We start from the raw sequence: 12,088 nt of genomic DNA on the forward strand, positions 1-12,088 counted from the left end.
ACTGGAGGGAAGAGCGGCCGGACGGCGGACGGGACTCGGTATGGCGGGCGCGACGATGCGGGCATGGTCGGTTCTCGCGCCGGGGCCGGTCGGGACGGGGCCGCTGCGGCTGGTGGAGAAGCCGGTTCCGGTGCCCGGGGACGACGCGCTGCTGGTGCGGGTGCGGACGTGCGGGGTGTGCCGTACCGATCTGCATGTCACCGAGGGCGATCTGCCGGTGCACCGGCCCGGCGTGACTCCCGGGCACCAGGTCGTCGGGGTGGTAGCGGGCCTCGGCGCCGCGGTGACCGGCTTCGAGGTCGGGGAGCGGGTCGGCGTGGCCTGGCTGCGGCGGACCGACGGCACCTGCGGCTACTGCCTGCGCGGGGCGGAGAACCTGTGCCCGGCCTCCGCCTACACGGGCTGGGACGCCGACGGCGGATACGCCGAGTACACGACCGTGCCGGCCGCGTTCGCCCACCGGCTGCCCGGCGCCCTGGACGACATCTCACTCGCGCCGCTGTTGTGCGCCGGGATCATCGGGTACCGCGCGCTGCGCCGCTCGGCGCTGCCGCCGGGCGGGCGGCTCGGACTGTACGGCTTCGGGGGCAGCGCTCATCTGTGCGCGCAGGTCGCGCTCGCCAAGGGCGCCACGGTGCACGTCCTCACGCGCGGCGCCGACGCACGGCGGCTGGCGCTGGATCTGGGTGCCGCCTCGGCCGGGGACGCGCAGGCGATGCCGCCGGAGCCGCTGGACAGCGCCATCCTGTTCGCGCCCGCCGGCGAGCTGGTCCCGGTCGCGCTGCGGGCCCTGGACCGGGGCGGGACGCTTGCGGTCGCCGGGATCCACCTCAGCGACATCCCGGTGCTGCGCTACGAGAGCGAGCTCTTCTACGAGAAGCAGGTGCGCAGCGTCACCTCCAACACGCGCGAGGACGCCCGTGAGTTCCTGGCGCTGGCCGCGGAGCACTCCGTGCACGCGACGACGCACGCGTATCCGCTGTCGCGGGCGGACGAGGCGCTGCGCGATCTCGAAGCGGGCCGGTTCGACGGGGCCGCCGTGCTGGTGAACGACCTGTCCTGAGACGCAACGCTCCGCAAGGTGTGCGGCTTGTCGTCTGCGGCGCCATTGTGGCTGGTCGCGCAATTCCACGCGCCCCTTCGGGGCGCGTTCCTTCCCGGCGTGGGAGCACTCGGATGTGATCACTCCGCTTCAACAAAGGGTTTACACCACCCAGGTGTACGAAACCGCCCCCTTCACGCCGTACCGGGCGAACCGCCCCCGCTGTTTGGCTTGTCCCTGCGACGCGTACGGCCCATCCGTGTCACGAGGCAGCCGTATTCGCGTCCAGAGGCTGCCGTCGTCACCGACCACATCGTTCACTCCCGTTCGCCCTCCAGGAAGGGATCACGTGTCCGTATCCGAGAGCGCCGCCGGCCCCGCCGCCGACGACCCCGCCCCCACCACCGACGGACCACTGACCAGTCTCAGCACCCAGGCGGCACGCCAGCTCGCCACGACCACCAAGTCCGAACCCCAGATGCAGGCCATCTCCTCGCGATGGCTGCTGAAGATGCTTCCGTGGGTCGACGTCAAGGGCGGCACCTACCGGGTCAACCGGCGTCTGCAACTGCGTGTCGGCCGCGGCCGGGTGCAGTTCGAGCAGAACGGCGCCGACGACATCAAGGTCATCCCGCAGACGCTCACCGAACTGCCCGTCCTGCGGGGCTACTCCGACACGGAGGTCCTGAAGGAGATCGCGAGCCGGTTCCGGGTGCGCGAGATCCGGGCCGGCCAGGTGCTCGTCGAGGCCGGGCAGCCGGTCCACGAGGCCTTCCTCGTCGTGCACGGCCGCTTCACCCGCTTCACCGAGGGCAAGTACGGCGAGGAGGAGATCGTCGGCATCGTCACCGGCGGCGACCAGATCGGCGACGAGGCCATCGGCCAGCCCGACCCGCTGTGGCTGAGCTCGGTGCGCGCCGAGACCGCGGGCGTGCTGATGGTGCTGCCCTGGACGGTGGTCCAGGAGCTCACCGACCGGGCACCGTCGCTCGCGGAGCACCTGTCGGCGTACGCCGAGCGCCAGCAACTGCCCATGAACCGCAAGGGCGAGGCCGATGTGCCGGTGCAGGCCGGCCATGTCGGCGAGCCGACCATCGGCGGCGGCTACGTCGACTACGACCTCGCCCCGCGCGAGTACGAGTTGTCGCTCACCCAGACCGTGCTGCGGGTGCACACGAGGGTCGCCGACCTGTTCAACAACCCGATGGACCAGACCGAGCAGCAACTGAGGCTGACCATCGAGGAGATCCGCGAACGCCAGGAGTGGGAGCTGGTCAACAACCGGGACTTCGGGCTGTTGCACAGCGCCGACTACGGGCAGCGGATCAGCACCTTCACCGGGCCGCCGACGCCGGACGACATGGACGAGCTGCTGTCGATGCGCCGCAAGACCAAGCTGTTCGTCGCCCATCCGAAGGCGATCTCGGCGTTCTTCCGGCAGTGCAACCGGCGCGGTCTGGTGCCGGGTACGGCGAATGTCGACGGGCACGAGATCCCCGCCTGGCGCGGTGTCCCGATCTTCCCCTGCAACAAGATCCCGATCAGTGCGCAGCACACCAGCAGCATCATCGCGCTGCGTACCGGCGAGGGCGACCAGGGCGCCATCGGGCTGTACCAGACCGGGATCCCGGAGGAGTACCAGCCGGGCCTGAACGTGCGGTTCATGGGGATCGACGCCAACTCGATCATCCGCTATCTCGTCACCGCCTACTACTCGATGGCGATCCTCGTGCCCGACGCGGTCGGGATCCTCGAGAACGCCCAGATCGGCCGGACCGCTGAGTGAGCCCGCGGAGAACGCGATGAGTACGACCGCCTCCACCTGGTCCCTGCCCGGGCCGCCGAACCTCGCCCGGAGTCTTCAGTCGCGGCGCGGCGGCGCGATCCCGGGGCTGCACCACCGGCAGGTGGGGCCGGCGGACCCGGAGAAGGTCACGGAGGTCGACCGCAGGCTGGAGGAGTGGGCCCGCCGTCTCGACCTGTTCCCGCCGGCCTGGTCGGGGGACTTCTCGGGCTTCCAGTTCGGGCGGGCCGTGGTGCTCCAGCATCCGGCCGGCGCCGACCTGGACCGGCTGACGGCGGCCGGGAAGCTGCTGCTGGCGGAGAACATCGTCGACAGCTGCTACTGCGAGGAGGACGAGGGCAGGGGCGCGACCCGCAGCGGCCTGGGCGGGCGGTTGATCATGGCCCAGTCGGCGCTGGATCCGTTCCACGCCACGCCCGGGTTCCAGGAGGAGTGGGCGCACGGCATGCAGGCGGACGGTCCGCTGCGGTCGTACCACTGGGCGCTGAAGGACTACGCGGCCGTCGCGACGCCGAGTCAGACCGACCGGCTCGTGCACGACCTCGCCCGGCTGCACATGGGCTACCTCGCCGAGGCGGCCTGGAGCGAGACGCGGTACGTCCCCCGGGTGTGGGAGTACCTGGTGATGCGGCAGTTCAACAACTTCCGGCCCTGTCTGTCGATCGTCGACGCCATCGACGGCTACGAACTGCCCGAGGCGCTGTACGCCCGCCCGGAGATCCAGCGGATCACCGCGCTCGCCTGCAACGCCACCACGATCGTCAACGACCTGTACTCCTTCACCAAGGAACTGGCGAGCGACCCCACCCATCTGAACCTGCCGCAGGTCGTCGCGGCCAACGAGCGCTGCGGGCTCAAGGCCGCCTATCTGAAGGCGGTCGAGATCCACAACCAGATCATGGCGGCGTTCGAGGAGGAGTCCGCGGTGCTCGCCGCCACCTCGCCGCTCGTCGAGCGCTACGCCCGGGGCCTGGACGACTGGGTGGCCGGGAACCACGAGTGGCACGCCACCAACACGCACCGCTACCACCTGCCCAACTACTGGTAAAGCGCCATCTCATGACAGAACGTCACATGCACCAGCACGAGGAGTCACAGTTGACCATCGCCCCCGAAGCCGGCACCAAGGCCAAGTCGGTGCCGACCCAGTCCACGTACCAGAACCGCGTCGCGGACTACTGGAACGCCGAGGAGAACCCGGTCAACCTCGAACTCGGAAAGCTCGACGACCTGTACCACCACCACTACGGCATCGGGAACGCCGACCGCTCCGTGCTCGACGAACCCGATCCCGAACTGCGCCGTGAGCGCGTCACCGCCGAACTGCACCGGCTGGAGCACGCCCAGGCGGAGCTGCTCGCCGCGAGCCTCGGTCCGCTGTCCCCCGCCGACCGCGTCTTCGACGCCGGCTGCGGGCGCGGCGGCGGCAGTGTGGTGGCCAATCTGCGCTACGGCTGCCACGCCGACGGCGTCACCATCTCCGAGAAGCAGGCCGAGTTCGCGAACGCGCAGGCCCGCAAGCGGGGCATCGACGGCCGGGTGCGCTACCACCACCGCAACATGCTGGACACCGGGCTGGAGTCCGGGGCGTACGCGGCGTCCTGGAACAACGAGTCCACCATGTACGTCGAGCTCGACCTGCTGTTCGCCGAGCACGCCCGGCTGCTGCGCCGCGGCGGCCGCTACGTGGTGATCACCGGCTGCTACAACGACACCTACGGGCGCGCCTCGCGCGAGGTGTCCCTCATCAACGCCCACTACATCTGCGACATCCACCCGCGCTCGGAGTACTTCCGCGCGATGGCCCGCAACCGCCTCGTACCGGTCCATGTGGAGGATCTGACGGAGGCGGCCATCCCCTACTGGGAGTTGCGGCGCGAGGCGGATCACCTGGTGACCGGGATCGAGGACACGTTCATCGACGCGTACCGCAACGGCAGTTTCCAGTATCTGCTGATCGCGGCGGACCGCGTCTGAGCGACGACCGGACGCGCGTCGGCCACGGGTGTTCCGTGGCCGACGCGTGTCTTCCCCCTTGGGCCCGGCCGTGCTTGCCTGGGGAGCCGTTTTCGGTGTCCGGGGCGGGAGTCGCCGTATGCGCAAGCCGTGGATCGTGGGGGTGCTGCTGGCAGCCGTGCTGCTCGATGGGTGCGGGGATCCGTCGTCCGGGGCGGAGGCCGCGCCGCCTCCGGAGGTGCCGCGGGCTTCGGTCACCACACAGCAGCGCGCGCCGGCCTCGGCGTCGCCGAGTGCCGCTCCGGCGAAGGCACCGAGCGTGCTGTACCTCGGCGACTCGCTCGCGATGGAGGCGCAGAAGGTGCTCGGCCAGGAGTTACGCGGGGAACTGCGGGCGACGTACACGAGCGCGCCTTACTCGGGCACCACCCTGTGCGACTACCTTCAGGGCACGGGCCGGCGCTCTCTCGTGCCGGACGGGGACAAGGCGGCCGCACTGGTGCGCCGGCTGCGGCCGGACTTCGTGGTGCTCCAGTTCTGGGGCAACGCCTGGGGCTACACGCCGTGCATGGACGGCATCACCCATGACGCCTCCCCGGAGCGCTACTTCGAGCGGTACGCGGCCGACATGAAGCGGCTCGCCGACCAGATCGCCGGCGCCGGGGACGCGCGGATCGTGTGGGTGCTCCAGGGCCCGGACCCGATCACTCCGGACCGGGTCCGGCGCGTCAACGCCCTGTACGAGGAGCGGGCCGCCGCCTCCGGGGAACTGGTCGCCGACGCGGGCAGGGCGGTGAGCGGGGCCGGGGCCCGCTACTCCTGGGTCCAGTACCTGCCGTGCACCGCGTACGAGCACGCGCACGACGAGTACTGCACCCAGCCGGGCCGGGACCGCACGGCCCTGCATCGCGACGACGACTACCTGCACTTCTGTCTGGCGCCCACGACCTCGACGCCGAAGCCGTGCCCGGTCCGCTCGCCCGGGATCCTGCGGATCGCCCTGGAGATCACCCGGGTGATCCGCGAGAACCCGTAGCGGGGCGGGGCTCACTCCCCGGCGTAGGCCTTCTCCAGGGCGGCGATGTCGAACTTGTGCATCGCCATGAACGCCGCGGTGACACGGGCCGCCTTGGCGGGGTCCGGGTCGGTGATCATCGCGTCGAGCCGGTCCGGGACGACCTGCCAGGACACCCCGAACCGGTCCTTGAGCCAGCCGCAGGGGCCGGGCTCGCCGCCGTTCTCGGTGAGCTTGGTCCAGTAGTGGTCGATCTCCTCCTGGTTCTCGCAGAAGATCATGAAGGAGGTCGCCTCGGTGAACTTGAACTCGGGGCCGCCGTTGAGGCCGAGGAACTTGTGGCCGTTGGCCGTGAACTCGACGGTCATCACGCTTCCGGCGGGCTGCATCGCGCCCTCGGGATAGCGGGCGATCTTGCCGATGCTGGAGTTCTTGAAGACCGAGACGTAGAAGTGGGCGGCCTCCTCGGCCTGGCCGTCGTACCAGAGACACGTGGTGAAACCGTCGGTTGCCATGAGTACCTCCTGGGGCGTGGATCCGCTGTCATGTGTGTCGACCGGTCCGCGCCGCGAAACTCATCGCTCGGGGCGTCGCCATATTCAGGTGGCCGGTACACCCGTACGAACTAGCATCCGGGCATGACGTCATCGCCCCAGGACAGCGTCCGGCCCTTCCGTCTCGACATCCCGCAGAGCGACCTCGACGATCTCCACGACCGACTCGACCGCACCCGCTGGCCCGACGAGATCCCCGGTTCGGGGTGGGCGTACGGCGTGCCGACGGACTATCTGCGCGATCTCGTACGGCACTGGCGGCACGTCTACGACTGGCGTGCCGCCGAGGCGCGGCTGAACGAGTGGCCGCAGTTCACGACCACGATCGACGGGGCGAACGTGCACTTCGCCCACGTCCGCTCGCCCGAGCCGGACGCCACGCCGCTGATCATCACGCACGGCTGGCCCGGGTCGATCGTGGAGTTCCTCGACGTGGTGGGCCCGCTCGCCGACCCGGCCGCGCACGGGGGCGATCCGGCGGACGCCTTCCACGTGGTGGTGCCGAGCATTCCGGGGTTCGGGCTGTCCGGGCCGACGACGGAGCCGGGCTGGGAGGCGGGCCGGGTCGCCGACGCCTGGGCCGAGCTGATGCGCCGGCTCGGCTACGAGCGGTTCGGCGCACAGGGCGGCGACTGGGGCGCGGCCGTCTCCCGTGAACTGGGGCGGGCGCACTCCGAGCGTGTCATGGGCGTGCACCTCAATCTGCTGCCGGGTGCTCAGGCGGCCACCGAGCCGACGCCGGAGCAACTCGAAGCGCTGAGCCCCGAGGAGCGGGACCAAGCGCTCGCCTCGTGGCGCCGGTGGGCGGCGTGGTCGCGTGACGGGATCGGCTACTACCACCAGCAGGCCACCCGGCCGCAGACCCTGGCGTACGGGCTCACCGACTCGCCGGTGGGGCAACTCGCCTGGATCGTCGAGAAGTTCAGGGAGTGGACGGACTCCAAGGAGCTGCCGGAGGAGGCCGTCGACCGGGACCGGATGCTGACCAACGTGATGCTGTACTGGCTGACCGGGACCGCCGGTTCGTCCGCCCGCATCTATTACGAGCGGGCCCACCCGCGGAGCCGGGTGGCGAAGCCCTCCGAGCCGTCCGCCGCGCCGACCGCGCTCGCCCTCTTCCCCGCCGAACCGCAGATCCCGCTCCGGCACAAGGCGCGGCGCACCGAGAACCTCGTGCGCTGGACCGAGTTCGACCGGGGCGGGCACTTCGCGGCCATGGAGGAACCGGATCTGCTGGTGGACGACGTACGGGCGTTCTTCCGGCAGCTGCGGGAGGGCTCTGCCGTCAGCTGATCTGCCGAGGGCAGAGAAATCCGCCGTCGGCATCGTCCGAGGTCAACAGTGGAGTCACCGGCATCCATCACCACGAGGAGAACCGATGACTTCACTCTCGACGCTCACGCCGCGTGCCGAGGAGGGCGACGCCCCGCCGACGCGGTTCGACGACCAGCTCGCCGCCCAACTGCTCGGCCAGCGCATCGTGTTCCTCGGCACCGAGGTCACCGAGGCGTCCGCGAACCGGATCTGCGCCCAGCTGCTCCTGCTGTCGGCGGAGGACCCGCGCACCGACATCAGCCTGTACATCAACAGCCCAGGCGGCTCCGTGCACGCGGGGCTCGCGATCTACGACACGATGCGGCTGATCCCGAACGACGTCGCCACGCTGGCCATGGGATTCGCGGCCAGCATGGGCCAGTTCCTGCTCAGCGTGGGCACCGCGGGCAAGCGGTTCACGCTGCCGAACGCGCGCATCATGATGCACCAGCCGTCCGCCGGGATCGGCGGCACGACCGCGGACATCGAGATCCAGGCGGAGAACCTGGAGTTCACCAAGCGGACCATCGAGCGGATCACCGCCGAGCACACCGGTCAGACCCCGGAGACCATCTCCCGGGACGGCGACCGCGACCGCTGGTTCACGGCCGAGGAGGCCACCGAGTACGGCTTGGTGGACCGGGTCGTGGAGTCCCTCGCGGACGTCCGCCCGGCCGCCTCGAAGCGACGGATGGGGCTGTGACATGGGGAACTACACGATTCCGTACGTGATCGAGCGGACCGCGCACGGCGAGCGCTCCTCGGACGTGTTCAGCCGGCTGCTGTCGGAGCGGATCATCTTCCTCGGCACCGAGATCGACGACGGCGTCGCCAACGTCGTCATCGCCCAGCTCCTGCACCTGGAGTCCTCGGCGCCGGAGAACGAGATCGCGATCTACATCAACTCCCCCGGCGGCTCGTTCACTTCGCTCATGGCGATCTACGACACGATGACGTACGTGCAGGCGCCGATCTCCACGTTCTGCGTGGGGCAGGCCGCCTCCACCGCCGCGGTGCTGCTGGCCGGCGGGGACCCGGGGCGGCGGTTCGTGCTGGAGCACGCGCGCGTGCTGCTCGGCCAGCCCGCCACCGGGGGCAGCCGGGGCATGGTGTCCGACCTCGCGCTCCAGGCGCAGGAGATGGTCCGGATCCGCTCGCAGGTCGAGGAGGTGCTGGCCCGCCACACCCGTCACGACATCGCGACGCTGCGCGCGGACATGGACCGCGACAAGGTGTTCACCGCACCGGAGGCCGTCGCGTACGGCCTCGCCGACGAAGTGGTGAGCCGGCGCCTCGTGCGGGTCTGAGGCGCCGGCACGTCCCTCACGCCGCCAGGCACAGCCCGTCGTACGACGAACCCGTCCTGCCGCGGCTGCCGCCCGGCACCCGGCGGCTGGTGACCCTGATGAGCTCGCCCTGCGCCAGCGACAGCAGGTCGCCGAGGCCGAGCCCGAGGGCGTGGGCCGCGGCCGCGAGGACCTCCGAGGAGGCCTCCTTGCGGCCGCGCTCCACCTCCGAGAGGTACGGCATCGAGATCCGGGCGGCGTCGGCGACGTCCTTGAGCGTCCGCTCCTGCGCGAGGCGCTCACGGCGCAGGACGTCGCCGACGAGGTCGCGCCAGAGGGGTTCCTTGGGTGCTGCCCGGGGTGGGGCGGTCGCCGGCGGGGCGGTGGCAGGGCGTTCGGACGCGGGGCGGGTGGTTCCCGGGCGCGTGGCCGAGGGCCGGGCCACCGGCGGGCGGGCGGCCGGCGGGCGCAGGGGAATGACGCGGGCTTCGTTCGGCGCTTGTTCGCTCACCTTCCCAGCCTAGGAACGCCGGGCGCGAGGGGAAGGGATCGGCGTTCCGCCCTGGGGGAAATCGCGGCTACTGCCCGACGCGCCCGTCGATCCGCTCGCGCAGGAAGTCGGCGTGGCCGTTGTGCCGGGCGTACTCCTCGATCATGTGGACCAGCAGTTCGCGCAGGGCGATCGGCTCGTCGCCGCCGTTGCCGATGACGTCGAGGCTCGGTGCCTCGGCCACGAAGTGCTCCGCGAAGGCGACTTCCGAGCGCCAGGTCGCCCAGGCCTCGGCGACCACGTCGGGGTCGGGTACGGCGCCGGTGAACTCGCCGTTGGGGTCGTCCTCGGTGCGGTAGTGCCGGGGGATGTCCTGCCCGGCCATGACACGGCGGAACCAGGCCTGTTCGACACCGGCGAGATGGCGCAGCAGGCCCAGCAGGGAGAGGTCGGACGGGGGGACCGAGCGGCGGGCCATGTCCTCGGCGTCCAGGTCGGCGCACTTCATCTCGAACGTCAGCCGCTGGTCGCCGAGGTAGCCGACGAGGGTCGCGAGTTCGCCGACGTAGCCGCCGTCGCTGCGGGGGTCGTCGTCGGGGGCGACCCACATGTCCCACCACCCGAAGGTGCGCGCGGGCAGCGCCCTCTCAGGCTCCGTGACATCGGTCATACGGGCGAGCATGGGGGGTCGGCATCCGGACCGCCACCGGATTTCCGGCCGCGCCCCTCACTCGTCGGCGAGGCGCAGCACCGCCCGTACCCGCTTGCCGACCGGTACGCGCTCGACGGCGACCTCGGCCGCGAGCGCGTGGACTATCTCCAGACCGTGCCGGCCGACCCGCTCCGGGTCCTTGGGGTAACGGCGGGGCAGGGCCGAGCTGCTGTCGTACACGCAGACCGACACCGCGTCGTCCGTGCCCTCCAGGTCCAGGATGTACGGGCCGTTGCTGTGCCGGTCGGCGTTGGTGACCAGCTCGCTGACCACCAGGAGCACCTTGTCCTCGACGGGTGCGCCGATGGCGGCGCACCACTCGGTCCTGAGCCGGCCGAGGAACAGCGCGGCGAAGGACCGCGCCTCGGCGATGCATCCCGGTTCACCGCTGTAGTGCGCTGCCCGCCTCAGTGGTTCCACGGGCACGTCGAAACCAGTAGGAATCACTGCCCCGTCCGCGTGCTCGATCATGCGTTTCTCTCTCGGAAGCCGGCACTGGCCGGATGCTGCTGCATCTGTCCTGTTACCCAGAGCGCGGCGACGCAGTCACAGTGCAGGTGGCGCCGTACGTCACAGCTCCGGGGACGGGGGTGCGGCCTCGGTGGGCGCCGACTGCGAGGTGGTGGTCGTGTCTTCTTCCGGAGGGGGCGGCGGGGTGGACGTGTCGGGCGTTTCGGGCTCGGTGGTCGGGGGTTCGCTCGTGGTGGGCTCGCTGGTCGCGGTCTCGGGCGTGGAGGTCTCCGCAGTGGTCGGCGTGGTCGGCGTCGAGGCGCTCACCGACGGGGTGGGCTTCGCCGGGCGGTGGGTCCTGCGGTCCTTGTCGCCGTCGTCGCCCCGGTGGCGGGCGACCCACTCGTCGCCGGCGGCGTCGTAGATGACGAACACGTTGATGATCGTCTGCGAGGGGGTCACGACCACGACGTCCGAGGAGCGGTACGACGGCCAGGAGTCGCCGGTCCGCTTCAGCGTGCCCTGCTGGGGGACGGGCTGGGTCAGCGGATTGCCGCAGGCGCACCGGACCCGGGGCTCCCCTCGGTCGTCGACCAGGACCGCGGTGCCCGCCTGGAGGACGGCCTGGTAGCTGGTGGCGGCTCCGTCGACGTAGCCGTGGTTGGTGACGCGGGTGTCCAGGCGGAGCTGGACGGGGGTGAGCGAGCGCAGGTAGGCGGGGACGTCGGCGGCTTCCACTCGGGCGACCGAGGCGAACGCCTTGTTCTTGTCCGGGGCCGAGCGGAGGTAGTCGACCTGCTTCTCCACGTCGCAGGCGGAGGTGTTGCGGGTGCCGCCGTACAGGCCGGGGGCACCGCCTTCGACGCCGCGCAGCTCGTTCGAAGACGTCGACCCGGTGGGCGGGGACGGGGTGGCGGGCGGGGCGGAGCTGTCGTTGGCGGTGGAGTCCGTGAAGGGATCGGGGCCCGGCTTGTCCGCGGCCTGGAGGAAGACCTCGCCGCTCCGTCCGGTGCCGCCGTCGCCGTCGCCGCGGGAGAGGACGACGGCGAGGACCACGCCTGCCACGGCCACGGCGGTGAGTGCCGCGATGCGGGGCGCCGACTGCCACCAGGGGCGTCGCGGTCCGGGGCCGCCGGGCGCCGGCGTACCGCCGCCGCCGGACGGGGGCTGCGAGGGCGGACCGGACGGCGGCTGGGAGGGGCCCGACAGAGGGCCCGAGGGCGGTCCTGTGGGCCGGTCGGACGACGGAGGTTCGACGCTCACGAAGCCTTCTTCCCGACGGGGGGCTCCTGCGAGTCCCCTGCTGCGGGAACCACTTCCGCTGTACGGAGCTCCCGCGACGCCTGATCCGATTTCTCCGCGTATGCGACTTCTACGGCATTCGCGACGCTCCCATTCTGTGTTCCGATCCCGCGCCGCCCGCAAGCCGACGCATACGGACCTTCCGGCGGGCGCACCGCGCAGG

The 12,088-nt window shown here is 71.1% G+C and carries 13 protein-coding genes; 8 read left to right on the forward strand and 5 right to left on the reverse strand.

What is annotated here, in order from left to right; genetic code table 11:
- Window positions 1–55 precede the first annotated feature (55 nt).
- From PGH47_RS02755 to PGH47_RS02775, 5 genes are all read left to right on the forward strand, one after another.
- On the forward strand, window positions 56–1,063 hold the full coding sequence (locus PGH47_RS02755; protein ID WP_271667963.1) for a zinc-binding alcohol dehydrogenase family protein: 1,008 nt from the start codon (window positions 56–58) through the stop codon (window positions 1,061–1,063).
- 328 nt (window positions 1,064–1,391) lie between these two features.
- A complete protein-coding gene (locus PGH47_RS02760) occupies window positions 1,392–2,828 on the forward strand; it encodes a family 2B encapsulin nanocompartment shell protein (protein WP_271662042.1) in 1,437 nt (478 codons plus the stop codon).
- Entirely contained in the window at window positions 2,821–3,894 is a 1,074-nt protein-coding gene (locus PGH47_RS02765; RefSeq protein WP_271667964.1) for a family 2 encapsulin nanocompartment cargo protein terpene cyclase, read from the forward strand. Before PGH47_RS02760 ends, PGH47_RS02765 begins: the two co-directional genes overlap by 8 nt.
- 50 nt (window positions 3,895–3,944) lie before the next feature.
- Window positions 3,945–4,823: a geranyl diphosphate 2-C-methyltransferase gene (locus PGH47_RS02770; protein WP_176579438.1), complete on the forward strand. Its 879-nt coding sequence runs from the start codon at window positions 3,945–3,947 to the stop codon at window positions 4,821–4,823.
- A gap of 118 nt (window positions 4,824–4,941) precedes the next feature.
- Window positions 4,942–5,838 (forward strand): SGNH/GDSL hydrolase family protein, encoded by an 897-nt coding sequence (locus PGH47_RS02775; protein ID WP_271662043.1) that lies wholly within the window; start codon window positions 4,942–4,944, stop codon window positions 5,836–5,838.
- Window positions 5,839–5,849: 11 nt separating this feature from the next.
- On the opposite strand, the gene PGH47_RS02780 is transcribed toward PGH47_RS02775, so the two are convergent.
- Window positions 5,850–6,332: a VOC family protein gene (locus PGH47_RS02780; RefSeq protein WP_271662044.1), complete on the reverse strand. Its 483-nt coding sequence runs from the start codon at window positions 6,330–6,332 to the stop codon at window positions 5,850–5,852.
- 123 nt (window positions 6,333–6,455) lie between these two features.
- Here PGH47_RS02780 and PGH47_RS02785 point away from each other — a divergent pair, with 123 nt between their 5' ends.
- The 3 genes from PGH47_RS02785 (at window position 6,456) to PGH47_RS02795 (ending at window position 8,992) form a co-directional block, all read left to right on the forward strand.
- Window positions 6,456–7,664, forward strand: a complete 1,209-nt coding sequence (locus PGH47_RS02785; protein WP_271662045.1) for an epoxide hydrolase family protein — start codon at window positions 6,456–6,458, stop codon at window positions 7,662–7,664.
- Window positions 7,665–7,749: 85 nt separating this feature from the next.
- The gene (locus PGH47_RS02790; protein WP_271662046.1) at window positions 7,750–8,388 is read left to right on the forward strand and encodes a ClpP family protease; all 639 of its coding nucleotides are present in this window, start codon (window positions 7,750–7,752) and stop codon (window positions 8,386–8,388) included.
- A 1-nt stretch (window position 8,389) separates the two neighbouring features.
- A complete protein-coding gene (locus tag PGH47_RS02795) occupies window positions 8,390–8,992 on the forward strand; it encodes a ClpP family protease (protein WP_126902481.1) in 603 nt (200 codons plus the stop codon).
- Window positions 8,993–9,008: 16 nt separating this feature from the next.
- Here the strand turns inward: PGH47_RS02795 and PGH47_RS02800 are convergent, their stop codons facing one another.
- From PGH47_RS02800 to PGH47_RS02815, 4 genes are all read right to left on the reverse strand, one after another.
- Complete coding sequence (locus PGH47_RS02800; RefSeq protein WP_271662047.1) at window positions 9,009–9,482, reverse strand: helix-turn-helix domain-containing protein; 474 nt, start codon at window positions 9,480–9,482, stop codon at window positions 9,009–9,011.
- 67 nt (window positions 9,483–9,549) lie between these two features.
- Window positions 9,550–10,131, reverse strand: a complete 582-nt coding sequence (locus PGH47_RS02805) for a DinB family protein (protein ID WP_271662048.1) — start codon at window positions 10,129–10,131, stop codon at window positions 9,550–9,552.
- Between the two features lie 57 nt (window positions 10,132–10,188).
- A complete protein-coding gene (locus PGH47_RS02810; RefSeq protein WP_271662049.1) occupies window positions 10,189–10,644 on the reverse strand; it encodes an ATP-binding protein in 456 nt (151 codons plus the stop codon).
- 99 nt (window positions 10,645–10,743) lie between these two features.
- Complete coding sequence (locus tag PGH47_RS02815; protein WP_271662050.1) at window positions 10,744–11,886, reverse strand: DUF6777 domain-containing protein; 1,143 nt, start codon at window positions 11,884–11,886, stop codon at window positions 10,744–10,746.
- Window positions 11,887–12,088: the final 202 nt, after the last annotated feature.

The sequence above is a fragment of the Streptomyces sp. HUAS 31 genome (genome assembly GCF_028198125.1).
Lineage (GTDB): Bacteria > Actinomycetota > Actinomycetes > Streptomycetales > Streptomycetaceae > Streptomyces > Streptomyces chartreusis.

What these genes read in the sequence shown, in the direction of transcription:
- PGH47_RS02755 (WP_271667963.1), top strand. Translation starts at nt 56, where the DNA reads ATGCGGGCATGGTCGGTTCTCGCGCCGGGGCCGGTCGGGACGGGGCCG.
- PGH47_RS02775 (WP_271662043.1), top strand. Translation starts at nt 4,942, where the DNA reads ATGCGCAAGCCGTGGATCGTGGGGGTGCTGCTGGCAGCCGTGCTGCTC.
- PGH47_RS02780 (WP_271662044.1), bottom strand. Translation starts at nt 6,332, where the DNA reads ATGGCAACCGACGGTTTCACCACGTGTCTCTGGTACGACGGCCAGGCC.
- PGH47_RS02785 (WP_271662045.1), top strand. Translation starts at nt 6,456, where the DNA reads ATGACGTCATCGCCCCAGGACAGCGTCCGGCCCTTCCGTCTCGACATC.
- PGH47_RS02790 (WP_271662046.1), top strand. Translation starts at nt 7,750, where the DNA reads ATGACTTCACTCTCGACGCTCACGCCGCGTGCCGAGGAGGGCGACGCC.
- PGH47_RS02795 (WP_126902481.1), top strand. Translation starts at nt 8,390, where the DNA reads ATGGGGAACTACACGATTCCGTACGTGATCGAGCGGACCGCGCACGGC.
- PGH47_RS02805 (WP_271662048.1), bottom strand. Translation starts at nt 10,131, where the DNA reads ATGACCGATGTCACGGAGCCTGAGAGGGCGCTGCCCGCGCGCACCTTC.
- PGH47_RS02810 (WP_271662049.1), bottom strand. Translation starts at nt 10,644, where the DNA reads ATGATCGAGCACGCGGACGGGGCAGTGATTCCTACTGGTTTCGACGTG.